General features: G+C 59.4%; 21 protein-coding genes and 1 tRNA gene. 10 read left to right on the top strand and 12 right to left on the bottom strand.

Translation table 11 applies throughout. The annotated features are described in order from the left end of the window. The first annotated feature begins 214 nt into the window (after positions 1 to 214). Positions 215 to 1,855: an OFA family MFS transporter gene (locus HYPDE_RS09360; protein ID WP_015598191.1), complete on the top strand. Its 1,641-nt coding sequence runs from the start codon at positions 215 to 217 to the stop codon at positions 1,853 to 1,855. Between the two features lie 50 nt (positions 1,856 to 1,905). On the opposite strand, the gene HYPDE_RS09365 is transcribed toward HYPDE_RS09360, so the two are convergent. Continuing rightward, positions 1,906 to 2,211 carry an ETC complex I subunit gene (locus HYPDE_RS09365; RefSeq protein WP_015598192.1) on the bottom strand — a complete coding sequence of 102 codons (306 nt, stop codon included), beginning with the start codon at positions 2,209 to 2,211 and terminating at the stop codon, positions 1,906 to 1,908. 423 nt (positions 2,212 to 2,634) lie between these two features. Between HYPDE_RS09365 and HYPDE_RS09370 the strand changes: the two genes are divergently transcribed. From HYPDE_RS09370 to HYPDE_RS09380, 3 genes are all read left to right on the top strand, one after another. Beyond that, positions 2,635 to 3,966 (top strand): Mur ligase family protein, encoded by a 1,332-nt coding sequence (locus tag HYPDE_RS09370; protein ID WP_041320279.1) that lies wholly within the window; start codon positions 2,635 to 2,637, stop codon positions 3,964 to 3,966. 66 nt (positions 3,967 to 4,032) lie between these two features. Further along, positions 4,033 to 5,133, top strand: coding sequence for a polysaccharide pyruvyl transferase family protein (locus tag HYPDE_RS09375; RefSeq protein WP_244437585.1), 1,101 nt, complete (start codon positions 4,033 to 4,035; stop codon positions 5,131 to 5,133). Between the two features lie 159 nt (positions 5,134 to 5,292). Then, complete coding sequence (locus HYPDE_RS09380; RefSeq protein WP_015598196.1) at positions 5,293 to 6,375, top strand: hypothetical protein; 1,083 nt, start codon at positions 5,293 to 5,295, stop codon at positions 6,373 to 6,375. Between the two features lie 115 nt (positions 6,376 to 6,490). Here the strand turns inward: HYPDE_RS09380 and HYPDE_RS09385 are convergent. Next, positions 6,491 to 6,567, bottom strand: a tRNA-Pro gene (locus tag HYPDE_RS09385). 284 nt (positions 6,568 to 6,851) lie between these two features. Here HYPDE_RS09385 and HYPDE_RS09390 point away from each other — a divergent pair. After that, entirely contained in the window at positions 6,852 to 7,868 is a 1,017-nt protein-coding gene (locus HYPDE_RS09390; RefSeq protein WP_244437586.1) for a hypothetical protein, read from the top strand. A 39-nt stretch (positions 7,869 to 7,907) separates the two neighbouring features. Here the strand turns inward: HYPDE_RS09390 and HYPDE_RS09395 are convergent, their stop codons facing one another. Continuing rightward, the gene (locus tag HYPDE_RS09395) at positions 7,908 to 8,393 is read right to left on the bottom strand and encodes a DUF192 domain-containing protein (RefSeq protein ID WP_015598198.1); all 486 of its coding nucleotides are present in this window, start codon (positions 8,391 to 8,393) and stop codon (positions 7,908 to 7,910) included. Between the two features lie 55 nt (positions 8,394 to 8,448). After that, a complete protein-coding gene (locus HYPDE_RS09400; protein ID WP_015598199.1) occupies positions 8,449 to 9,048 on the bottom strand; it encodes a cold-shock protein in 600 nt (199 codons plus the stop codon). Positions 9,049 to 9,794: 746 nt separating this feature from the next. Between HYPDE_RS09400 and HYPDE_RS09405 the strand changes: the two genes are divergently transcribed. The 5 genes from HYPDE_RS09405 to HYPDE_RS09425 all read left to right on the top strand — a co-directional run bounded on the left by HYPDE_RS09405 (position 9,795) and on the right by HYPDE_RS09425 (position 15,355). Then, positions 9,795 to 11,015 (top strand): TIGR03862 family flavoprotein, encoded by a 1,221-nt coding sequence (locus tag HYPDE_RS09405; protein WP_015598201.1) that lies wholly within the window; start codon positions 9,795 to 9,797, stop codon positions 11,013 to 11,015. A gap of 168 nt (positions 11,016 to 11,183) precedes the next feature. Further along, entirely contained in the window at positions 11,184 to 11,993 is an 810-nt protein-coding gene (locus tag HYPDE_RS09410; RefSeq protein WP_051112071.1) for a phosphoadenylyl-sulfate reductase, read from the top strand. After that, positions 11,990 to 12,895 carry a sulfate adenylyltransferase subunit CysD gene (gene cysD, locus HYPDE_RS09415; protein WP_015598203.1) on the top strand — a complete coding sequence of 302 codons (906 nt, stop codon included), beginning with the start codon at positions 11,990 to 11,992 and terminating at the stop codon, positions 12,893 to 12,895. The genes HYPDE_RS09410 and cysD overlap by 4 nt, the downstream gene beginning before the upstream one ends. Next, positions 12,895 to 14,427 (top strand): GTP-binding protein, encoded by a 1,533-nt coding sequence (locus HYPDE_RS09420; RefSeq protein ID WP_015598204.1) that lies wholly within the window; start codon positions 12,895 to 12,897, stop codon positions 14,425 to 14,427. Before cysD ends, HYPDE_RS09420 begins: the two co-directional genes overlap by 1 nt. A gap of 127 nt (positions 14,428 to 14,554) precedes the next feature. After that, entirely contained in the window at positions 14,555 to 15,355 is an 801-nt protein-coding gene (locus HYPDE_RS09425; RefSeq protein ID WP_015598205.1) for a sulfite exporter TauE/SafE family protein, read from the top strand. A gap of 49 nt (positions 15,356 to 15,404) precedes the next feature. Here HYPDE_RS09425 and HYPDE_RS09430 read toward each other — a convergent pair whose 3' ends face one another. The 8 genes from HYPDE_RS09430 to secY form a co-directional block, all read right to left on the bottom strand. Beyond that, a complete protein-coding gene (locus HYPDE_RS09430; RefSeq protein WP_015598206.1) occupies positions 15,405 to 16,838 on the bottom strand; it encodes a Do family serine endopeptidase in 1,434 nt (477 codons plus the stop codon). A gap of 97 nt (positions 16,839 to 16,935) precedes the next feature. Further along, the gene (locus HYPDE_RS09435; RefSeq protein ID WP_015598207.1) at positions 16,936 to 17,964 is read right to left on the bottom strand and encodes an SDR family oxidoreductase; all 1,029 of its coding nucleotides are present in this window, start codon (positions 17,962 to 17,964) and stop codon (positions 16,936 to 16,938) included. Between the two features lie 593 nt (positions 17,965 to 18,557). Next, entirely contained in the window at positions 18,558 to 18,986 is a 429-nt protein-coding gene (gene rplQ, locus HYPDE_RS09440; protein WP_041321082.1) for a 50S ribosomal protein L17, read from the bottom strand. 234 nt (positions 18,987 to 19,220) lie between these two features. Continuing rightward, entirely contained in the window at positions 19,221 to 20,243 is a 1,023-nt protein-coding gene (locus HYPDE_RS09445; RefSeq protein WP_015598211.1) for a DNA-directed RNA polymerase subunit alpha, read from the bottom strand. A 102-nt stretch (positions 20,244 to 20,345) separates the two neighbouring features. After that, complete coding sequence (rpsK, locus tag HYPDE_RS09450; protein ID WP_015598212.1) at positions 20,346 to 20,747, bottom strand: 30S ribosomal protein S11; 402 nt, start codon at positions 20,745 to 20,747, stop codon at positions 20,346 to 20,348. A gap of 88 nt (positions 20,748 to 20,835) precedes the next feature. Next, a complete protein-coding gene (rpsM, locus tag HYPDE_RS09455) occupies positions 20,836 to 21,213 on the bottom strand; it encodes a 30S ribosomal protein S13 (protein ID WP_015598213.1) in 378 nt (125 codons plus the stop codon). 240 nt (positions 21,214 to 21,453) lie between these two features. Beyond that, positions 21,454 to 22,047, bottom strand: a complete 594-nt coding sequence (locus tag HYPDE_RS09460) for an adenylate kinase (RefSeq protein WP_015598214.1) — start codon at positions 22,045 to 22,047, stop codon at positions 21,454 to 21,456. After that, positions 22,044 to 23,387: a preprotein translocase subunit SecY gene (gene secY, locus HYPDE_RS09465; protein ID WP_015598215.1), complete on the bottom strand. Its 1,344-nt coding sequence runs from the start codon at positions 23,385 to 23,387 to the stop codon at positions 22,044 to 22,046. The genes HYPDE_RS09460 and secY overlap by 4 nt, the downstream gene beginning before the upstream one ends. Positions 23,388 to 23,410 lie beyond the last annotated feature (23 nt).

The raw sequence follows: 23,410 nt of genomic DNA on the forward strand, positions 1-23,410 counted from the left end.
TGCCACACAAACTCTACCTTAACAGACGAACTAGCGACGCGACGCAGCATAAGGTCCGAAAAACCGATAATCGCCGCATCGCCCGAGCGCAAGCCATTGCCGGCATCAATCGTTTTGGCCGACGGGCTGGCGAATCTGTTGATTGTGTCGCAGCCCGTGTGCAAGAACAGCCCCAAAAAGTTATCGTCGACAACGTATACGTGGGGGAGGGCAAATGGCAGCTGTTGCTTCCGAGGAAACATCAGGGCTCCTAGACCGCGAGCGTATCGTCGCGCGCGCAGGCTTCAACCGGTGGCTTGTTCCGCCTGCCGCGCTTGCAATCCATCTCTGCATCGGCATGAGCTACGGGCTCAGCGTCTTTTGGCTGCCGCTTGCGCAAGCACTCGGTATTTCGAAGCCCACGACATGTCCCGACATGTCGCTGATGCAGGAACTCTTCACAACGTCGTGCGACTGGCGGGTTAGCAGTCTGCTCGTGACGTTCGAGCTCGGAATTGTCTTTCTTGGACTGGCCGCTGCGGTGTTCGGCGGCTGGCTTGAGCGCGCTGGCCCACGCCGCGCAGGCGTCTCCGCGGCACTCTGCTGGGGTGGCGGTTTTCTGATCTCAGCGCTGGCCATCTACATCCACCAGCTCTGGTTGTTCTGGCTGGGGCTCGGCGTGATCGGCGGCGTTGGTCTCGGGCTCGGCTATATCTCGCCCGTATCGACGTTGATCAAGTGGTTCCCGGATCGCCGCGGCATGGCGACGGGAATGGCGATCATGGGTTTCGGCGGCGGCGCGATGATCGGCTCGCCACTGGCCATTCTGTTGATGAACCATTTCAAGAGCGACCAGTCGGTCGGCGTCGCAGAAGCGATGGCCGTCATGGGCTGCATCTATCTCGTCTTCATGCTTTGCGGCGCGTTCGGATATCGCGTGCCACCCGACGGCTGGAAGCCTGACGGGTGGGCGCCGCCAGCCGATCGCGCGCATGCCTTGATCACCAATGGCCACGTGCATCTCAACGACGCGCATAAGACTCTGCAATTCTGGCTGATCTGGATTGCGTTGTGGATGAACGTTTCGGCAGGCATCGGCGTGCTGTCGATGGCTTCGCCGATGCTCCAGGAAATATTCGGCGGCTCGCTGATCGGTCACGATGGTCTGAGGTTCGGAGACCTCAATGCCGCGCAGCATGCTGCTATCGCCGGCATCGCGGGCGGCTTCGTCAGCCTTCTTTCGCTCTTCAACAGCGGCGGACGCTTCGTCTGGGCCTCGCTATCCGATTCCCTCGGGCGCAAAGTCACCTATTTCTGCTTTTTCATACTCGGCATGATCCTCTATGTGCTGGCTCCGACATTTGCGCACATGGGGTCGGTTGCACTTTTCGCTGGCGCTCTCTGCATCATCATCAGCATGTACGGTGGCGGCTTCTCGACGCTGCCTGCATATCTGGCCGACATCTTCGGCACACAATTCGTGGGTGCCATCCATGGCCGTATGCTGACCGCATGGTCGGCTGCCGGCATCCTCGGCCCGCTCGTAATCGGCTACATTCGCGATACTCAAATTGCAGCCGGCGTTCCGCGCGCCGATGTTTACGATTACACGCTCTACATCCTGACCGGTTTTCTGCTCATCGGCCTTATTGCCAACGCGCTCGTGCGTCCGGTGCATGAAAAACGGATGATGACGGACGAGCAGATTGCCGCGCTGCAGACGAAGGCTTCGACCGCGACCTTGCCGGACGGCTCACACGGCATAGGTTTCGGCGGCTTCAGCTTCGCCGTCCTGATCGCATGGCTCGCGGTCGGGATCCCATTCCTGTGGGGCGTCTGGAATACGCTTGTGAAGGCCGTGGCGCTGTTCGGTTAAATTTCGCAAGCCGGGGCGGCTCCGCTCTGCGGAGTCGCCCAACTATAAATCTAATGCGTCCAGTTGGTGGTGCGGCCGAACCGGAAATTGTCGGAATAGGATTTGCGGATCGGCTTCCTGAGCTTCGGCTCGGCAAGCGAGTAGCTAAGCCCTTCGCGCGTGGCGTAGGCGATCGCCTCTTCCTTCGTATCGAACTCGAGCCGCACCTGCGATTGCGTATCTCGGGTGCTCGTCCACCCCATCAACGGGTCGGGCGCACGCGGACTTGCCGGCGCAAACTCCAGGACCCATTCTTTCGTGCGGGCTTCGCCGGACTGCATCGCTGTCCTGGCTGGTTTATAGATGCGCGCGGTCATCGGCAGTCCTCAGACGACTTTCTTGAACATTGGTCGGGCCGACATGATTCAACCACACGGCCCTCTGCCCCCAAATAAGCTGTAACCTAGGTCAAAGGCAAGAGACGACGGGGAAAGCGATATACAGCGCTTCCTCATTGCGGCTTGCTTTTTCCCATGTAATCCGCCCCGCCATCACTCGCGCGGCCACCAACGGAGCCATTCGTCCGCGACCTTGAGTTATCGCCATACTGGGTTCCCTCTCAAACCGTCTGCCGGGTTCTATTTGGGTGCTTTGTGCCTCCTTCCTAAGACCCACATTACTGAGCTGCTTATCCACAGCGCGCCACTTCCCAGCAACTGTCTCGATCGGACGAAGCCGCTATACTTGGCCAAGGATCGGTATTTCCGAATGCTATTTAATATTTTTCGGAGGCGCTCGAAGTGCTTCGGGAAATCAGTCAATTGTCACGCAAATACGAAACATTTGAGCATTACATGAAGCTCAAAACGCGGGAAACGTGCGCTAAAATCAAACGCAAAAGAACGTCGGGGACCATCATCGCCGTCACTGGCAGCAGCGTTAAGACGACAACCGTTGCTTTACTTTCACATATCCTGGCGGGCGACGCGAAAGTCTCATCGCAATTTCTATGCAACGGATACTCGCATGCCATCGATTCATTGCTGAACTTGCGTTCCGATACCCGCTACGCCGTGATCGAGCAAGGCACGAAAGAAATCGGTCAAATACCGCGGGCAGCGAAACTCATAAAGCCCGATGTCGCCGTGATCACCCTCGTCGCCATTGAACACTACAGGGCATTTCGAACCATTGAAGCGGTGGCACAGGAGAAAGCGGCGTTGGTCGAGGCAGTTCCCGACGATGGGCTCGTCGTCCTGAACTTCGACAATCCGCACGTTCGGGCTATGGCGGATTTGACGCGGGCGCGTTCGATCACCTTTGGAACCATGGGCGGAGACTATATTGCAAGAGAAGTCGGTACAGGCACAGATGGCTTTCTGTTCCTTACGCTAACCGGCGGCGGCCAAAGTATTCACCTAAAAACTCAGCTCCTTGGCGCCCACAATTGGCTCACTGTCGCAGCGGCAGCCACCACAGCTTTGGAACTCGGCGTTCCCTCAGAAACCGTTCGTGTGCGGATCGAATCATTCGAGCCGATTGTAGAACGCATGAGCCTGCACGTTGTGCCGGACGGCTCGAGAATAATTCTTGATACTGTCAAGGCACCCTATCACAGCATCCTTCTCCCGTTGGAGGCGCTGAAGACCCTCGCTGCGCCCAAGAAGCGATTCATCATGGAGCAGATAAGCGATTACGCAGGCAACGCCACGAAAAAATATAAGGATACCTACGCTGCCGCCGCCAAAATCGCAGACGAGGTCTGCTTTGTGGGACCATGGGTGCATAAGGCGCGCGCACCGGCGGCAGACATTGAAAGCGGAAAGTTCCGCGCATTCGCTAACGTCGAAGCTCTCGCCGCCTATTTGAGAGAAACAGCTCTCAAAGATGAAGTCATCCTCGTGAAGTCTGCAGGGAATTTGCACCTAGAACGCCTGCTCCTTGACAGGATCGCTAAAGTTCGTTGTTGGCCCAACGAGTGCGGCCACAGGGGTTCATGTCAACAGTGCGGCCTTTATGAGCGCGCCTTCCACGAACATAACGGCCAGCGGCGATACCGCAGGAAACTACGACGATCGAACAAAATTAAATCTTGGCTTAGCGCGTTCTCCCAATCGGTTGGAAATTTCTAAGCCGCCAGAAGTCGGAATTTACCGGTCCGTTTTATCGCCGCAATCATGTGTCCGAGATTCTTTACGTTGAGAGATCATCATTCTGAGGCGTGGTTTCACTTGCAGTCGGAAAGAACATTCGTTGCGGGCGCGAGCCGACCAAAAGTTCTACTGATAGGGGACACGCGCACCGTAGGCCATCAGGGCAGTGCGCTGGTCGTACAGGTGATATTGCACGAGTTTGAGCGCAGGGGTGTTGACGTCATCTCCTCACGTGCGGTCGGCTCGGGATTTGATCTTGCGAAGTTAAGTTCTTTCGACGGCGTGGTCATCAATGGGGAAGGCGCGCTGCACGTCCGAAGTCCGAAGGCTCTCTTGATTTCTCGGGTTGCCCGTCAGGCCCGAGAGATAGGCATACCATGCTTCGTCCTCAACGGTGTTGTGGATGAGTGTGAAGAAGAGGTCATCAAAGGATTTCCGGCCTTAACAGCGGTCTTCTGTCGAGAGCGGCGAAGTCTCGATCGGGCAAGATCGTATGGTGCTTCTGCGAAGCTCTGTCCTGACGTGACGTTATCGATCGACATTCCTGCAAACCTTGAGTGGACGCCGGGCAACAAAGTCTTTGTGACGGATTCAACTCTGAACTCCGCCAATCGAACCCTCCATGCGTTTGCCCGCCGGACACACACCCCGTTTCTTCCAATGCGGACGCGCCCGCAAATGCCGTTGTTTTCAAGCAAAAAAGCATTTCTGCGGATCATGAAGTACGAGGTGCGGCACAAAATTGGAAATATGGTTCCGGGATCTTTCACGGCGGACCGCTTCGGGTGCGCTGTCGGCTCTCCGGACGCATTCCTGCGCGCGATTGCCGATGGGACTAAATTAATCGTCTCGGGGCGATTTCACGGCGTGTGTCTCGCCATGCGGCTCGGCGTACCGTTCCTGGCAGTGAGAACTATTACACACAAAATGGAAGGCCTCCTGGAAGACGCTCAGCTCTCGCACAAACTCATTGACATGGACACGGTGAAGTCGACAACGCGACTGCAGGCGCTATTTGCTCTCGGAGCATGGAGCGACGCTGATGAAACTCGCCGCAGGAGCTACGTCGCAAGTGCGGAAAAGGCGATCGCCGCTTGTTTCGACGAAGTTGCGGCAAATATCTCCACCAGGCATCCGCTAGTGTGACGGATGTCTATGCGCCTGTGGATAGTTGTCATTTCCGGCACAATTTGAACTGCCGATAATATCGGTTTCCGCCAGAACAGGCGTGCCGAAGTATTTCCGCGCTGCTCTTCTGTGGTTTGCGCAGCAGCATCACTAACTGATGGGAAAAGGCGAAATGCGATGTGGAAGGCCGAGCAGGACGGCAACCAAGTCAAGCTGACGAGCGGCAACGGCCCGTTGATCAATTATCAAGTAGAAGGTGTAGAACTCCCGCAGCTTTCCGATCATAGCTTCGTGGTCTGGCATGCACTCCCGACGGCGATGCTTACAGGACGCGATATCGAAATCGATGGTCCTGTTGATCCCGTCGTCATTGCAAATGGCGAAAAGCTCTCCCGCATCTGGGCAATGTGGAGTCCCGGGGTGCTACGCCCCGTGAAGATTTCCGCATCGAAAGTCGTGTCGCCGCAACGCGGCGAGCGGGCCGTCATCGCGCTTTATTCCGGAGGCGTCGATTCAACGTATCATTTGATTTCAGCACATAAGCTCGATCTGCCCTCGCATGCGCTGACGATACACGGGATGGATTACAAGCCGGACAACGACAATAAGTTTCGAGCACTGATCGAAAAAACAGAACCCCTGCTTAAGAATTTTGGAATCCGGCGCATCACGATCAGAACCGATGTCGCGCGGTACGGCAAAGCGGGCATCCTGCATGGATTTACCCTGGCCGGCTGCGCCGGCTTACTTTCTGACGTTTTTGGGACTGCGCAAATCGCGGCCGACTACACGTGGGAGCAGGACATGATGTCGTGGCCGTGGGGCACAAACCATGTCACGAATAGGTATTTCGCTGGCTCCGACTGGTCTGTCAGAACAGTTACGAGCGACCACTCCAGAACGGAAAAGATCGGGGCCATCGCTAAAAGCAAGATGGCATGCGACGCCATCTCCTTTTGCACCGATAGCAAGTCGCGTCCCCACAATTGTGGACGCTGCGCCAAATGCGTCCGAACGAAGTTGATGTTTCTCATTGCGACGGGTTCCATCCCGCCGATTTTCACCGACAATACCTACCGCCCGGCGATGCTTGGCAGGATTAATCTCAAGAAGTGCAAGGAGCGAGCGTTCTTCGCCGATATTTATTCGCACGCGGTCGCGTGCGGCCGCGAGCAGTACATCCCGGGTCTCGGCGCGAAGTTGGAAGCCGTCGATTTATCGCCGCGCCTTCGCATCAAGCGCCTGTTTGGTCTCACCTAGCTGGAATGTTCGCCTAGTACTGGACAGCAGCGCGAAGTGCCCTTCCTGAACCCAGCGTTACCGGTGGTTGATGTTGTACAACGCCTCCACGTCTGGCGTAACATTTTGAAAATATTGGTCGGGGCGACATGATTCGAACACGCGACCCTCTGCTCCCAAAGCAGATGCTCTACCAGGCTGAGCTACGCCCCGACAAACGAGGGGCTTAGTAGCATGTTCGCCGGAGCGAACAAATGGACATTTGTAGAACGAATAGCCGCGCCTTGGGCGCGTCGCAGGCACGCGGATTGGTTTCGCAACGGGCCCCGTCGGAAAGTGTCGATCCGGCGCCACGCCTGCACGGCTGAACGGCATAATGCTCAACGGTTGGTTTGCCAAAGGGTCGCTAAAATAGTAGCGAATTGGTGAAACTGGGCCGCCCCGGGGCATTGTGGCAGCCTGTCGTCTATCATGTTTCCCGTTGGCGTTGGTCGCGAGTGCGTACTTTGAATCTGGTGCGTTCCGTTCTGCCAAATACGTATGCCACCAAGGCACGAGGCATCGTGCTTTGCGCTATCGCTGTCGGTGCGGCTTACGTCTATTATTTGGCGGTCGACGCGGATGACGCCATTCCTCCGGCCGCTGCGGATTTCATTCCGATGCCCCCTGTCGTTCGGGCCGCATCGATTACCTCGCCCGTCTACATCATCCCCGACACAGCGACGCAGGGGATGCCCGGACGCGCCGCTCCGCCGCGCACCCAGGTCACCCGAGATTTGCAGACTGCGTTAATGAAGACGCACTGTTACGATGGCCCGGTAACCGGAAAATGGAGCGCCGCATCGCAGGCTGCGATGGGCGCATTTCTGACCACAGTCAATGCTCACCTTCCTGTGGGCAATCCTGATGAGGCGCTTTTGGCTCTCGTCTCGTCGAATTCCGCCATGACCTGCCCGTCCAAATCCACGGTCGTCGCGGATGCTCTCAATACGCCGACTGCGGCAACTTACGAGAAGCAGTCGCAAGCGAAGGTCGCGATCGCTACCGACATCCCCGCCTCGGCATCCATGGGCGCGATACCTGCCCCACCGATCGCTGAACGTTCGATGCTCGATCATCCATGGGCGCAACCGGAAATGCTCGTTCCTTCTGAGAAAATGACGCCGCCTGCCGCGGCTCCGGTCTCAACGAGCAGCGTAGAGCCGGCCGAACGCGATACCGTTCACACGGCACCGATAGCCGCGCCGGTTAAGTCCGTTGAAGCATCGCGCGCGCCGACCATGATGCAAGTCAGTGCGGCGGCGAGTGGCGGTTCCGTGCTGCATTTTGAGGGCGGCAGCGTCGTTTCCGATCCGAAGCCGGAAATCGCACCCTCGCCCGTTACGGCCACGAGGGCGAAAGTCACCCAGCGCAAAGCGAAGTCTGCGAAGCGCCGAGCTTCGCAATCCAATGACTCGTCTTTCGGCATGAGCTTCGATTCTATCCAGCGGTCGCTATCGTCGCTGTTCGATTGAGACGGCGCCGCAGCCGTTTCTTTCGCATATTTCAAATACTCAGTGTGCGGCGTTCTTGAATAGCGGATAGCTCACCCTGTCGCCAGGCTTGATGCCGAGGCGTGCAGCAGTCCCGGCTTGAAGCTCAAGCACAGCCGCGACCGCAGATCCTGACGCAATGACGCGATCTGATAACGGCTCCGCACGCTCCTCGATGCGCGCAATTGTGCCATTCGAATGGATGAACACCATGTCGAGCGGAATGTAGGTATTGCGCATCCACATCGAGATCTCGCGCTCGGCCATATACGGAAACAACATGCCCTCGCTCGCGCCGATGGCAGTCCGATACATCAGCCCAAGACGCTTTTCCTGCTCGCTGGATGCCACCTCGATATCGAACGCATGGCCGGGCCCGCCAGCGGCGGGCTCAATGGTCAGCTTGTCCCGCCGCATCTTCGCGTATGCGGGCGGCGCGAACTGGAGAAGCCCTGTTTTCTGGAAGAGCGATGGAAGACCGGCTGCGGCCACAGCAAAAAGGGCCACGCATATCGCGGCCCTTTTTATGAAACTCTCTAACGCTTTCGTCATAGATCCCGCGTCAATTACGCGACGGCAGCCCTGTCGGCACGCCATCCGGCCGAAGCTCCGCAGCCATGCAGCCCTTCGATCCATAACCCCACCGGACCTGAACGATCTGGCCAGGACGAAGCTCGGTAAAGCCGAACCGCCGCAACGTCTCCATGTGGCAGAAGATATCGGGCGTCCCTTCGCCACGTGTCAAGAAGCCGAAGCCCCGCACGCGGTTGAACCACTTCACGTAGGCCCGCTCCCAATCGCTTTCCGCCTGCACGATGACGTGCGTGCGCTGCGGCAGTTGAGAGGGATGGATGGCAGTGCTTTCATCCATGCTGAGAATGCGAAATGCCTGCATCCCCTTGGAGCGGCGCAACACCTCGCAGTGGACGCGAGCGCCTTCATAGGCCGTCTGGAAACCGCCTGCCCTGAGACACGTCACGTGAAGAAGAATATCGGGCAGGCCATTATCCGGGACAATGAAGCCGTATCCCTTGGAAGCATCGAACCACTTTATCATTCCAGCGACCTCGAAAACCTCGATCGCCGCGTCGTCCATAACTTCGGGTCCGGTCGAAACCGGTTGTAGGTTCCCCGAAAGGCCGGGACGCTTTGTATCCCCCATCACTTGATACCCCGCATACTGTGCGTCAAACGATTATGACACCTCACGCTCGAAGCTTGCGTGGTTGTTTCTGGAAGAGCCCTCTTCAGAATCAAACACCGACGCCTCTTCGCGAAGCGGCATGAAACATAACACCGGCTTTGGCGAGGGCCAGCGGCATTTTTTTGGCGCGCTACTTGACGCTGGCTTCCCGCGATTCAATCCACATCCGGTGTTAGGACTTAAGCGTATGATCAGACAGCGAGAAAACCCGATTTTGATTCATCCCCAGCTTCGCATGACATCGTGTCCGCGCCGCGACGCCATCCACACCGCAGTATTCGTTATTCACGCGCGAATGCTTTTTTGCCGATTCGGTTTTTAGCGTGAGAAATTGCGATGCTTTTGAGTGATCCGGTGCGATGCGCTAACGGATTTTTCCAATAGTCTTGCACAGGTGGCAAAAAATGGCACTGACAGCGTCCAGCACACGCCGCGCGCGATTCGGAGCATGGTGTGGCATCCCTGCAGCGCCCCAACTTGCAAGGCATGGCAGGCAGCTATAGCAACGTCTAGTTTCGTAACCGTCGGCGCAACATCCATGCGCCGCCTCATACGGGCGGTTCGCTTGGGGCGGCACTGTTCAGAGGGTTTTTCAACGGTGCCCCGCTCGGATTGAAAGAGATGGTGCGTATCGAGAGCACGAAAGGTCGCTTTACGCTGATCTTTGAGGAATCCCGAGCATCGACTCCGGGCGCGGACGTCCGATGAATTCCGCATCAGGCGCGAAACGCGGTGTCGCGATCATCGGCGCGGGACCGGCGGGCCTCTTCGCAGCCGAGATCATCGCAAGCCGCGGACATCAGGTCACCGTCTATGAGCGGATGGCATCGCCGGCGCGCAAGTTTCTGCTTGCCGGCCGGGGCGGCCTGAACCTGACGCACAGCGAGGGGCTCGCGGCATTCCTCGATCGCTATGGCGGCGACGCGGCCGAGATTCGCGCCGCGGTCAAATGCTTCCCACCGGAAAAACTTATCGCCTGGGCGAACGCTCTTGGCGCCGACACGTTCGTCGGCAGCAGCGGCCGGGTCTTTCCGCGCGCGATGAAAGCATCGCCCCTGTTCCGCGCATGGCTCCGCCGCCTTGGCGACCTCGGCGTAACGATCAAGACGCGGCATCGATGGATGGGCTTCTTGCCATCCGGCGGGCTGCAGTTCGAGGCAGCGGACAAATCGATTGTTGAAATCAACCCGGAAGCAACCTTGCTTGCGCTCGGTGGTGCGAGCTGGCCGAAACTCGGCTCGGACGGCTCGTGGGCGAAAATCTTCACGCACGCAGGAATTTCGATAACGCCGCTCGCGCCTGCCAACTGCGGCGTACTTGTTCCGTGGTCCGAGGTTTTCAAGTCCCGTTTCGAAGGTTCGGCGCTGAAGCGCATCGCGTTGACGGTCGACGGCATGACCCGGCGCGGCGAAGCCGTCGTCACACGCAATGGGCTTGAAGGAGGCGCCATCTATGGGCTCGGTCCATATATTCGCGCGGCGCTTGCGAAGCATGGAACGGCAACGCTGCTCACCGACCTCAAGCCGGACATGACACACGACGACCTCGTCGCGCGCCTTACCAAGTCGCGCGGCAAAGACACAATGACGAACTTTCTGCGCAAGGCCGCTCATCTCGATGCCGTGGGCGCCGGGCTTGTGCGCGAGGCTGGTCTTCCGGAAGGCGCCGAAGCACTGGCGGCGCGGATCAAGGCGGCCCCAGTTCGCATTACCGGGCTCGCCGGCCTGGAGCGCGCGATTTCGACGGCTGGCGGAGTTGCATGGCGATCTTTGAACGAGGATCTGATGCTCACCGCACGGCCGGGCTTTTTCGTCGCCGGAGAGATGCTCGACTGGGAAGCGCCGACGGGCGGCTATTTGCTGCAGGGGACGTTCGCTACATCGGCCAGAGCCGCAAATGGTTTGCTCAATTGGCTTCGGTCATAAGATTAATCGCCTTAGACGTATCAATAAGTAGATCGACATTCTCCGGGCTCAGCGAGACGTAAAATTGCGCCTCTTGGCAATTTGAGAAATAATATCCTATTCCGATTTGCTTATAAGGCTTCTCAGGAGAATGATTTTCCACTATGTATGAGCCATCCGGAGGTCTCCATGACTTTGTTCGAAGTAGCCGCGCCCGTCGCGAGTGGGCTGGCGACAGACACCCATACCGCTTCGCAACAAGCGAAGGCTGCCGAGCTCGACCGAACGCTTGAAGGTTTGGCGACGCTTGAGGACCGCATCAAAGCCATTCGCGCCGCCATCGACGGAACGGTTGCCTTTTCGACGAGCCTTGGGATCGAGGACCAGGCGATCACCCACGCCATCGCAACGACGGGCACAGACATCGATATTTTCACGCTCGACACCGGGCGCCACTTCCCGGAAACGCTCGACGCGCTGTTTGAAACCGAAGGCAAGTACGGCCTCAAGATACGGGTGATGTATCCAGATGCAGCCGAGGTTGAAGAACTGGTCGCGAACGACGGCATCTACGGCTTCCGCTATTCGGTCGAAGCGCGTAAGGCGTGCTGCGAAGTTCGCAAGGTTCGCCCGCTCAATCGCGCACTAAAAGGCGCGGCGGGATGGGTCACGGGCCTTCGTCGCGAACAGTCGCGAGGCCGCGCGCACGTGCACTTCGCGAGCTACGACGCGGCACAGAAGCTGATCAAGCTGAATCCGATCGCCGACTGGTCACTCGCCAAGCTCGAGGATTACGTCGCAACGAACAAGGTTCCCCTCAACGCGCTGCACGCCAAAGGCTTTCCGTCAATCGGCTGTCAGCCGTGCACGCGCGCCATCAAACCGGGCGAAGATATTCGTGCCGGCCGCTGGTGGTGGGAAAACGAAAACGGCAAAGAGTGCGGACTTCACACGCAAGGTGAGGATCCGAAGTCTGAAACAAAGGATCGCTCCGCATGACGGCCTCGCCTTCTCATCTCGATCTCCTCGAAGCGGAGAGCATTCATATTTTCCGCGAGGCCGCTGCGCAGTTCCGCAAGCCGGTGATGCTCTATTCGATCGGCAAGGACTCGACCGTCCTGCTGCATCTCGCGCGCAAGGCGTTCTTTCCGCAGAACCTGCCCTTTTCGCTGCTGCACGTCGACACGATGTGGAAGTTCCGCGACATGATCACGTTCCGTGACCGGACCGCGAAGCAGCTCGGGCTCGATCTCATCGTCCACACCAACGAAGACGGCATCAAGCGCGGGATCAATCCGATCGATCATGCGCCGTCGATCCATACTGACGTTTTGAAGACGCAGGCGCTGAAGCAGGCGCTGGATAAGTACGGATTCGATGCGGCTTTCGGCGGTGCGCGCCGCGATGAAGAAGCGAGCCGTGCAAAGGAGCGCGTATTTTCATTCCGCGCGAGCGGCCATCGCTGGGATCCACGCCGCCAGCGGCCGGAGATGTGGCATCTGCTCAATGGCCGCCTCGGCACGGGCGAGACCGTGCGCGTCTTTCCAATGTCGAATTGGACGGAAAAAGACGTCTGGCGCTACATCCTGCGCGAAAAACTGGACGTCGTGCCGCTCTACTTCGCAGCCGAGCGCCCGACCATCGTTCGCGACGGACAGATTTTGATGCAGGACGACGAGCGGCTGCAGCCTCGGGCCGGCGAGAAGGTCGAGATGCGCAAGATCCGCTTCCGCACCCTCGGCTGTTATCCGCTGACCGCCGCGGTCGAGTCGGATGCAGACACGATTGAAGCGGTCGTCGCCGAAACCATCAACGCGCAAACCTCCGAACGCCAGGGCCGCCTGATCGACCACGACCAGGCCGGCGCAATGGAAAAGAAAAAGCAGGAAGGCTACTTCTGATGACCGTCCACGCTCTGAAAGCCAAGCCTGCGCTGCAGACGCCTGCTCGCACCCAAGACGTACCCAACCTCGTCCGCGAGCTTGGCGGTATCACGCATCTTCTGACATGCGGGTCCGTTGACGATGGCAAGTCGACCCTGATCGGACGTCTGCTCTGGGATGCGTCGGATCTTTACGAGGACCAACGCGAGAACGTGCGGCGCTCGGGACGCAAGGCTGCGGGCACCGACCTACCCGATTTCTCGATGCTGCTCGACGGTCTCGTCGCCGAACGCGAGCAAGGCATCACCATCGACATCGCATGGAAGTATTTCGATACCGAGACGCGCCGGTTCGTCATCATCGACTCCCCCGGGCATGAGCAGTACACGCGCAACATGGCGTCGGGCGCCTCTCACGCCGACGTTGCCATCGTGCTCGTCGATGCGCGTTCGGGCGTCAAGAAGCAGACCAAGCGCCACGCGGCGATCCTCGATCTCGTCGGCGTCAAACATGTCGTTCTCGCCGTCAATAAGATGGATCTTGTTGGCTGGTCGGAGGAGGTGTTCCGCAAGATCGAAGCCGATTTTCGGACTCTTTGCTGGAAGTTCAATTTCTGGGAGTCGACGGCCATCCCGCTGTCGGCAGTCTTTGGAGATAACGTATCGGCACCCTCGACGAACATGAGCTGGTACAGCGGCCCGACGCTCATTCAGCATCTCGAAAAAGTGCCGAGCCGGGTGAGCGAAGCGGGCTCCGTGTTCCGCTTTCCCGTGCAGATGGTACTTCGTGACGGCCAGGATTTCCGCGGGCTTGCGGGGACCGTCACCTCCGGCACGATCAAAGTCGGCGACACCGTCACCGACGTGCTGAGCAACGCCGGCGGCAAGGTCGTTCGCATCGCAACATTCGACCGCGATCTGCAAAGCGCTTCGGCCGGCGATGCCGTCTCGCTGCAGCTCGATGTCGATATCGACGTCTCACGCGGCGCCGTCCTGTCGACGCCCGAGATGCGCCCCGTTGCAGCGCAGACGCTTGAAGCTCGCTTCGTCTGGCTCTCGGAAGATGCATTCAGCCCGGCTGCCGGTTACCTGGTTCGCACATCGACCGATCTCATCCCGGTTTCGAATATCGAGATCAAGGCGCTGCTCGATCTCGAGACGATGGCGTCGCGCCCTGCGCGCGCCTGCTCGGCGAACGATATCGCCATTGCGAAGATTTCTCTCGGCCGCGCGGCTGCGATCGATGTCTTCACGGAGACGCCGGAAACCGGGACGCTGCTCCTAATCGATTCCGTTTCGGGTTCAACGGTCGCCGGCGGCATCGCAACATCCGTCGATGCCAAAGCCGAAGCTCCAACCGACGGTCACTTCGTTCTGAAGCGCGATATGCTCGCCAACGGCTTGAACCGCGATCTCTCGATGAGCTCGAAAGATCGCGAGGAGTTCATGCGCCGTGCGAACGAGGTCGCGATCATCCTGCGTTCCGCGGGTGTTTCTGTCGCCATCGAACCGCCGCCACCGCTCGATGACGGTATGGACCCTGGGCTCTAGTTGTATCGCACCGAGGGGACGCGCGAACATCGGCATACCGCAGTGCAGTTAAATCAGCGAGAATTCTGCAATTGCAGGCCCCGCTATTCTCGCGTACCTCAGTCTCTTTGCTTTTTCCCGGAATGTGATGCCTGACGTCGATCTGCAAACACTTTGGCCGATGGTCATTTCGGGCGGCTTCGTCGTTGGATTCCTGGTTGGACTGACGGGGGTCGGCGCCGGCTCGCTGATGACCCCCTTTCTGATCGCGAAGATCGGGATTTCACCGACGCTGGCTGTCGGCACGGATCTGCTTTTCGCATCGATCACGAAAGGCTCGGCGGCTTGGCCGCATCACAACTTCGGTAACGTCAACTGGCGGCTCGTCGCGTGGCTCGCGGCGGGCAGCGTTCCGGGATCGCTTGCGATGCTGGTCGTGCTGCGGCTGCTCGATCCCGACACGGCGGGGCTCGCATCGTTTATCAAGCACGCGCTGATCGGAGCGCTGGTGATCAGTTCACTTGCGATCCTGTTCTATCCGATCATTACGCGCCGCGGGGCGCAGGTCGTGGAACCGACCGATGTGCCGGTGCGCCGTTTGCCGACTCTTCTGCTCGGGCTCAGCCTCGGCTCGGTTGTCACTCTGACGTCGGTCGGCGCCGGCGCCATCGGCGTCGTCATCCTGACGCTTCTCTATCCGACGCTCAGAACGCGCCGGTTGATCGGCACCGACATTGTCCACGCCGTGCCGCTGACGCTGATCTCGGGACTCGGGCATATGTCGATCGGAAATACGAGCTTCGTTCTTCTGGGGCTTTTGCTCATCGGCTCAATTCCGGGCATCGCCATCGGCTCGCGATTGACGGGCAAATTGCCGGATTGGCTGCTTCGCATATTCCTGTCGATTATCCTCTGCTTCGCAGCTTATCAGCTTTCACAGAAGCTCTAGTGCAGCTTCGCGGCGGCAGAAGCCGCAAGCTGCTCTCGGCCTCGCTGCATCAGCCCGGCACTTGAAGCTGCAGCACACGATTGCCGCGCTTGACAGCGACCTGCCAAACGCGCTGGCGTGTGGCGACGGCCTGCTCGGCGTCGATGACGTTGAGAATCTTCTTGTCGCCAATCGACACGATAACATCGCCCGGCTGAAATCCGAGACTTTGCGCGACCGATCCGTTGCGCACCGATGTGATAACGACGCCTTCCGTTTCGTCGATGCCCAGTTCGTCGGCGACGGAGGGCAGAATGTTCGAAACTCTCGCGCCATCGAGCGGATTGTTGCCGGAAAGATTGCGCGCGTCGTCCTTGCCCGGCTTCGGCGCGACGATCAGAGGCAACGAGATGTCTATCGGCTTGTTCTTGCGAATAACGGTAAGATGCGCAGTCTGGCCTATGCCCTTGGTTGCCAGGCGATAGTAGACTGCGCGCGCATCCGCGACCTCGACGCCATCGACGTGCGTGATGACGTCGCCTTCACGTAAGCCCGCATCAGCCGCAGGGCCTTTGTTGTAGAGCCGTGTTACGACAGCACCGGCGATGCGATTAAGACCGAGCCCCTCAGCGAAATCGTGCGACATCGCTTCGAGCTTTGCGCCGATCCAGGGCCGCTCGACCTTGCGGCCGTTCGCAGCGCTTTCGGCGTAGACGCGAACAAGGTTCGACGGAATCGCGAACCCAATTCCGACCGATCCACCCGATTGCGAATAGATCATCGTGTTGATGCCGACGAGGCGACCCGACATATCGATCAACGCCCCACCCGAGTTGCCCGGGTTGATCGCAGCATCGGTTTGAATGAAGACTTGGCTATCCGACTCCGCCATTTCCGAACGTGACAGCGCTGAGACGATACCGCTCGTCACGGTTTGGCCGACGCCGAACGGATTGCCGATCGCAAGCACGAGATCGCCGACCTCGAGACGATCGGAATCATCGAATTGCAGATAGGGAAAATTGCCGTCGCCGCCTTCGATCTTCAGGACGGCGATATCGGCCTTCTCGTCCTTGCTGATTACCTTCGCGTCGTACTCGCGCCGATCGGAAAGCGCGACTCTGATCTCGGTTTCGCCACGGCCTTTGACGACGTGGTTGTTGGTGACGATCAGGCCTTCCGGATTGACGATGACACCCGAGCCGAGCGAGTTCATGACGCGCTCGGTCGGCTGCCCAAAGGCATCGCCGAAGAAGCGGCGGAACCAGGGATCGTTCGCGAAGGGCGATGCGAACGTCTGCACGTGCGTGCGGACATAGACGTTGACGACGGCAGGCGCCGCCTTGCGGACGATCGGAGCATAAGAATATTGGATGGCTTCGCGCGACGGCGGCGCGACCTTTTCCTGCGCGAACGTCGGAGTCACGGAACGCATCAGCAGCGGCACCGAGAAGATTGCCGCGGCAGCGGACGCAAGAACCAAGACCCAGTTTTTCTTCATCATCACTATGCTCCGCAATCGGCGCAGTTGAACGCGCCGCCGAGCCAAGCCAGCGACGCAACAGAGTCGTGCCGAGGAAGACATATGTTGGGTCGGCACGTCAGATCAACCTAAGGTCTCGTAATGATCTGACCGCGGCCGTCACGGCTTCGTCGGAGCCTCTGAGGTTCAGCCCCAAGCCGGCCCGAACCCTTGTATTTGTGTAATCTTTCTGCGCGCCGAGTTCCGGCAAGATCGTTCGCAACCGCCTGTCGAATACGGCAAGCATACGGACCGCAACGTCCGGTAGTTCGAACTTCGGTACTTTCGAGCGGAGATCCGGCAGTTCCCGCGCCAGGATCCGGCCAAGCTCATAAAGGCGAAGCTGGCCTTCGCCGATGAGGTAGCGTTTTCCGGCCGCCTCCGGACGGAGCGCGGCTTCAACGTGCGCTGCCGCGACGTCACGAACGTCAACGACAGGAAAGCGGATGCGCGGCGCTGCCGGATAGAGGCCGCGCGCCATAAGACGGTAGAGGTCATGCGACGTCGAGAGATCGTCGTCGAGCGCCGGACCTTGCACGAAGGCCGGGTTGATGACGGCGAGTTCAGGCGCGCCGGGGGTCTTCTTGACGAACTGCCAGGCCGCCTTCTCCGCGATCGTCTTCGACTTGATGTAGGGCGTCAGATCGTTGCGCGTTTCATCGCTAAAATCGTCCTCGGAGTAGATGTGTCCAATCGGCAAGCCGCTGCCATAGAAGATCGCAACGGACGAGGACGTCAGCACCAGCCGTTTCGCATGCGCGCGTGTTGCCGCCTTTAGAACGCGCAAGGTGCCTTCGCGCGCCGGCAGGATTACGTCGTCCGGATCATCTGGCTGCGCGATGGGAAACGGCGAAGCCATGTGCACGACTATGTTGGCACCCGCGACGGCATCATCCCAGCCGACATCGCTGTCGAGATCGGCGGCCACGAATGAAAGTGCTGAAGGATCGCAGCCAAGCCGCGTCACAGCGCGGCGCACCGCATCGGCCTTATCCAGCCGGCGGATTGTGCCGCGGACCGAGTAGCCACGCTTCAGGAATTCTCCAGCGACGTGCTTCGCGATGAATCCGGACGCGCCCGTTACGACAACCGGTGGCTCCGTTGACATTGCGCTTCGACCCCGACGACAGCCGCGGGATACGCGGCATTCGAACCGATAATCCGCCTGAACGGCGCAAGAAGGCAATCGCAATGAGCGACGCCGTGCATCCCGCAAAAGGCTCCGCTTCTCCCCTCCCCCTCGCGGGGAAGGGGAGGGGATGGGGGGTAGATCCAGAAGCAAGAGGTCTGCAAACGACGCTGCGGCACGCGATTGTGACCCGTCGAAAGATTCCGTCCGGCTCTTCACCCCACCCCTAACCCCTCCCCGTCAAGGGGAGGGGTATGGAGCGGAGTCATCGTCCGCAGCCTCACTGGCGATTCATTCGATGTCCTTGCCAGAGCACCACCGCTTCTCCCCTCTCCCTCGCGGAAGGGAATATTCGCAAAGCAACGTCACGCCTTCTGCATCGAATGCCGGGACCGTGAAACCAAGGCCGGCGGCACGGTTCGCGCTGGCGACAAAAGGCTCCGCTTCTCCCCTCCCCCCTCGCGGGGAGGGGTCGGGGGTGGGGGGAGGGAATAAGAGCGGCGCCTCAAGCAAAAAGCCCAGCGCGCTATGCACCGGGCTTTTGGAATTCCTGAATATCCAGCTTTACAGGATCAGCCGGCGTTGGCCTGCTCGGCCAGCATCTTCTCGTGCCGGGCCTTGTCCTCGGCGCCCTTCACGCTTTCATCGCGATCGACGAGTTCGATGACGGCGCGGGGCGAGGCGTCGCCGTAGCGGAAGCCCGCCTTCAGCACGCGGGTGTAGCCGCCGTTGCGGTCTTTGTAGCGCGTGGCAAGAACGTCGAAGAGCTTCTTGACCATGTCCTCGTCGCGGAGGCGCGCGGCAGCAAGACGGCGCGAATTCAGGTCGCCGCGCTTCGCGAGCGTGATGTACTTGTCGACGACGCGCTTGAGGTCCTTCGCCTTCGACAGCGTCGTGATGATCTGTTCGTGCTTGATGAGGGCTGCGGCCATGTTTGAGAACATCGCCTGGCGGTGCCCGACGTGGCGGCCGAAACGGCGGCCGAGTTTCTTGTGTCGCATCTTATCTTCATCCTTACATTGTTGGCCCGCAGCGCATGCTGCAAAGCTTGGATTGACGGTCAGCATTTGCTGACCGGTTCGGCGCGGGAGTTTCTATGGCCTCACCTTCGCCTAGACTCCTTCTCCCCCTTTACGGGGAGAAGGCTGGGATGAGGGGCGGCAACTTATGCCGGAGCAAGCGGCCGCCCCTCACCCTAACCCTCTCCCCGCAAGCAGGGAGAGGGAATTCCGATCTCAGTACTGGTCTTCGAAGCGCTTCGCCAACTCGTCAATGTTGTCCGGCGGCCAGTTCGGCACTTCCATGCCAAGATGCAGACCCATCGTGGCCAGTACTTCCTTGATCTCGTTGAGCGACTTTCTGCCGAAGTTCGGCGTGCGCAGCATCTCGGCTTCCGTCTTCTGGATCAGGTCGCCGATGTAGACGATGTTGTCGTTCTTCAGGCAGTTCGCAGAACGCACCGAAAGCTCGAGCTCGTCGACCTTCTTGAGAAGCGCGGCATTGAACGCCAGCTCCGGATGACGCTGCTCTTCCTGCGCCTTCTTCGGCTCTTCGAAGTTGATGAAGACCGCGAGTTGATCCTGAAGGATGCGAGCGGCGAGCGCGACGGCATCCTCGGGGCGGACCGAGCCGTCGGTCTCAACGACCATCGTCAGCTTGTCGTAATCGAGAATCTGACCTTCGCGGGTGTTCTCAACCTTGTAGGAAACCTTCTTCACCGGCGAATAGAGGCTGTCGACGGGGATCAGACCGATTGGAGCGTCTTCCGGGCGATTGCGGTCGGAGGCGACGTAGCCCTTGCCCATGTCGGCCGTGAACTCCATGCGGATCGAAGCCCCCTGGTCGAGGTGGCAGATCACGTGCTCGGGGTTGAGAACTTCGACCTCGGACGAGGCCTCGATGTCACCTGCGGTGACAGGGCCGGCGCCTTCTTTCTTGAGCACCATGCGCTTCACGCCTTCGGAGTGGATGCGCAGCGCAATTTCCTTGATGTTCAGGATGATGTTCGTCACGTCCTCGCGGACGCCCGGAACGGACGAAAACTCGTGCAGCACACCGTCGATCTGCACGGTCTTGATGGCGGCGCCTTGAAGCGACGACAGCAAGACGCGCCGCAGCGCGTTACCGAGGGTCATGCCAAAACCGCGTTCGAGCGGCTCGGCGACGACGGTCGCGATGCGCGAACGGTCGCGGCCCGTTTGGATCTCAAGCTTGGACGGCTTGATCAGATCTTGCCAGTTCTTCTGCAGAACGTTCACGAGATACCTCGTCTATTTTGCGCGGACGGGGGAGCGGGCCGCGGAATCTCTTATGCGGTAACATGCGTCAGCGCGCCGGAAAGCGGCGCGCGCGCGAATCTCTTAGACGCGGCGGCGCTTGCGCGGCCGGCAACCGTTATGCGGGATCGGCGTCACGTCGCGGATCGAGGTGATCTGAAAACCGACGGCCTGCAGCGCGCGAAGCGCCGATTCACGACCCGAACCCGGGCCGCACACCTCAACCTCGAGCACTTTCATGCCGTGCTCCTGCGCCTTGCGCCCAGCGTCTTCAGCCGCGATCTGCGCGGCATACGGCGTCGACTTGCGCGAACCCTTGAAGCCTTTGGTGCCAGATGACGACCAGGCGATCGTGTTGCCCTGGGCGTCCGTGATCGTGATCATCGTATTGTTGAAAGAGGCATTCACGTGAGCGACGCCCGACGTGATGTTCTTCTTCTCGCGCTTTTTGACTTTGCCGCGCGCAGCACTTGCTTCTTTGGCCATTGCGTCCGTTACTCCTAGCCTCTCCGATGCCGAGGCGAAAATTCAGTTGTGCGCCTCGACGGAGGTGCGAATGCGATAACGCGCCGAACTACTTCGTCGCCTTCTTCTTGCCGGCGATCGGAACGGCCTTGCCCTTGCGGGTGCGGGCGTTCGTGTGCGTGCGCTGGCCGCGGACCGGAAGGCCCTTGCGATGGCGCAGGCCGCGATAGCAACCAAGGTCCATCAGACGCTTGATATTCGTCTGGACCTCACGGCGAAGATCACCTTCAACCGTATAATCGCGGTCGATCGTCTCGCGGATTTGCAGAACCTCGGCGTCCGTCAACTGGTTGACGCGGCGCTCGGCCGGGATGTTGCACTTCTGGCAAATCTCTTTCGAGAATTTGGGGCCAATGCCGTGGATGTAGCGCAGCGCGATCTCGACGCGCTTGCCAGTTGGAATGTTGACGCCTGCGATGCGGGCCACTTCAGTCTCCTGCCTTTATCTCGTCGTTCCGTTTCGTCTAAGTCGAACTTGCTCTGGTCGAATTTCGATTTCTGAAGCTACCGGGACGCTTTGCTGCGCCCTTGCCAATCCTCAAAAGCCAATAGGCGCAACGATCGCGACACCGGAGCTAACGCCCAGGTCCGGATCAAGTTGAGCCCTAAAAGAAAAGTGGGCTGTTTTAGCTCGGTCGCTCCCTTCCGTCAATGCGCGCTTTTTACCTTAAGCCACCTGAAATTCGCTTAGAATTTCATCGATTTGCCGGCTGACCTCGGGGATCGGCGCCATGCCATCGACCGATTTCAGCAGTCCGTGAGCAAAATAATAACCGATGATCGGCGCCGTCTCGCGATAGTAGGCCATCAGCCGCGTCTTCAGCGCTTCGGCGTTGTCGTCGGCGCGGACCGTACCGCCAGCCGCGATAGTTTCGCGGGCGCGGCATTCGATGCGGTCGACCAGCTTGGTATCGTCCACCTTGAGCTCGACAACGCAATCGATCTTGCGGCCCTTAGACTTCAGAAGCTTATCGAGGGCGTCAGCCTGAGCCAATGTCCGCGGGAAGCCGTCCAGGATGAACCCCTTGGTGCAGTCGGGTTCGGAAATCCGATCGGCGATGATGCCGATAACGATCTCGTCGTCGACGAGGCCGCCCTCGGCCATGATTTTTTTCGCCTTGAGACCGATCGGCGTCTCCGCCTTGACCGCCGCGCGCAGCATATCGCCGGTCGAGAGCTGAGGAATTCCGAGCTTCTCGGAAATGAGCTGAGACTGGGTTCCCTTGCCCGCTCCTGGCGGACCAAGCAGCATCAAGATCATCGGCGCGTCCCGCGAAGCTTGGCCTTCTTGATCAGGCCTTCGTACTGCTGGGCAATAAGATGGCCTTGAATCTGCGAAACGGTATCCATTGTCACGCTGACGGCGATCAGCAGCGAGGTGCCGCCGAAGTAGAGCGGAATGCCAGCATAGGAGGTCAGAATTTCAGGCAGGACGCAGACTGCCGCCAGATAAAGCGCGCCGACGACGGTAATGCGGGTCATCACATAGTCGATGTATTCCGCGGTCTTATCGCCGGGGCGAATCCCGGGCAAGAAGCCACCGTACTTCCTAAGGTTGTCGGCCGTTTCTTTCGGGTTGATGACGACGGCGGTGTAGAAGAACGTGAAGAAGATGATCATCGCCGCGTAAATAGCCAAGTGCAGCGGCTGACCGCTTCCGAGCATCGCGACGGCGGTATTCAGCCATTCCGGTCCCTGCCCTGCCGTAAACTGCGCGACCGTAATCGGCAGCAGAAGTAGGGACGATGCGAAGATCGGCGGAATAACGCCCGAGGGGTTGAGCTTAAGCGGCAGATGGGACGCTTCGCCCTGAAACATCTTGTTGCCGACCTGGCGCTTCGGATACTGCACAAGCAGACGCCTTTGAGCCTGTTCGCAGAACACGATCGCGGCAACCACGGCCAGCGCCAGCGCGATGAAGAAAACCAGGATGCCCGGCGAGATCGAGCCGGTGCGCGACAGTTCGAAAAGCTGCACGATCGCGCCGGGAAGTCCCGCGATGATGCCAGCGAAAATGATCAGCGACGTGCCATTACCAACCCCGCGCTGCGTCACCTGCTCGCCGAGCCACATCAGAAACACGGTACCGCCAACCAGCGTGATGACGGTCGTGGCGCGGAAAAAGATGCCGGGATTCATGACGACGGCGCCGGCCGTGTTGTGCGATCCCTCAAGACCGACGGCGATGCCGTAAGCCTGCAATGCAGCGAGAATGACCGTCAGGTAGCGTGTGTATTGGTTGATCTGCTTGCGGCCCGCCTCGCCTTCCTTTTTTAAGGCTTCGAGCTTCGGCGAGATCGACGTCATCAACTGCATGATGATCGACGCCGAGATGTACGGCATGATGTTGAGGGCAAAGATCGCCAGACGCTCCAGCGCACCACCGGAGAACATGTTGAACATTCCGAGGATGCCACCGGCCTGCGACTTGAACGTCTCGGCGAAGGCCGCCGGATTGATGCCCGGCATGGGAATGAAGGTACCGAGACGATAGACGACGAGGGCGCCCAGGGTGAACCAGAGGCGCCGCTTCAGATCCTCCGCCTTCGCGAAAGCGCTAAAATTCAGATTCGAAGCTAGCTGCTCGGCAGCGGAAACCATTGCTGTCTTCTCCTAACCGCCGC

Source organism: Hyphomicrobium denitrificans 1NES1 (assembly GCF_000230975.2).
In the GTDB taxonomy this organism is placed as follows: domain Bacteria; phylum Pseudomonadota; class Alphaproteobacteria; order Rhizobiales; family Hyphomicrobiaceae; genus Hyphomicrobium_B; species Hyphomicrobium_B denitrificans_A.

Coding starts and splice junctions, on each gene's coding strand:
- HYPDE_RS09360 (WP_015598191.1), top strand. CDS start 215: ATGGCAGCTGTTGCTTCCGAGGAAACATCAGGGCTCCTAGACCGCGAG.
- HYPDE_RS09365 (WP_015598192.1), bottom strand. CDS start 2,211: ATGACCGCGCGCATCTATAAACCAGCCAGGACAGCGATGCAGTCCGGC.
- HYPDE_RS09380 (WP_015598196.1), top strand. CDS start 5,293: ATGTGGAAGGCCGAGCAGGACGGCAACCAAGTCAAGCTGACGAGCGGC.
- HYPDE_RS09400 (WP_015598199.1), bottom strand. CDS start 9,048: ATGGGGGATACAAAGCGTCCCGGCCTTTCGGGGAACCTACAACCGGTT.
- HYPDE_RS09405 (WP_015598201.1), top strand. CDS start 9,795: ATGAATTCCGCATCAGGCGCGAAACGCGGTGTCGCGATCATCGGCGCG.
- HYPDE_RS09410 (WP_051112071.1), top strand. CDS start 11,184: ATGACTTTGTTCGAAGTAGCCGCGCCCGTCGCGAGTGGGCTGGCGACA.
- cysD (WP_015598203.1), top strand. CDS start 11,990: ATGACGGCCTCGCCTTCTCATCTCGATCTCCTCGAAGCGGAGAGCATT.
- HYPDE_RS09420 (WP_015598204.1), top strand. CDS start 12,895: ATGACCGTCCACGCTCTGAAAGCCAAGCCTGCGCTGCAGACGCCTGCT.
- HYPDE_RS09425 (WP_015598205.1), top strand. CDS start 14,555: ATGCCTGACGTCGATCTGCAAACACTTTGGCCGATGGTCATTTCGGGC.
- HYPDE_RS09430 (WP_015598206.1), bottom strand. CDS start 16,838: ATGATGAAGAAAAACTGGGTCTTGGTTCTTGCGTCCGCTGCCGCGGCA.
- HYPDE_RS09435 (WP_015598207.1), bottom strand. CDS start 17,964: ATGTCAACGGAGCCACCGGTTGTCGTAACGGGCGCGTCCGGATTCATC.
- rplQ (WP_041321082.1), bottom strand. CDS start 18,986: ATGCGACACAAGAAACTCGGCCGCCGTTTCGGCCGCCACGTCGGGCAC.
- rpsK (WP_015598212.1), bottom strand. CDS start 20,747: ATGGCCAAAGAAGCAAGTGCTGCGCGCGGCAAAGTCAAAAAGCGCGAG.
- HYPDE_RS09460 (WP_015598214.1), bottom strand. CDS start 22,047: ATGATCTTGATGCTGCTTGGTCCGCCAGGAGCGGGCAAGGGAACCCAG.
- secY (WP_015598215.1), bottom strand. CDS start 23,387: ATGGTTTCCGCTGCCGAGCAGCTAGCTTCGAATCTGAATTTTAGCGCT.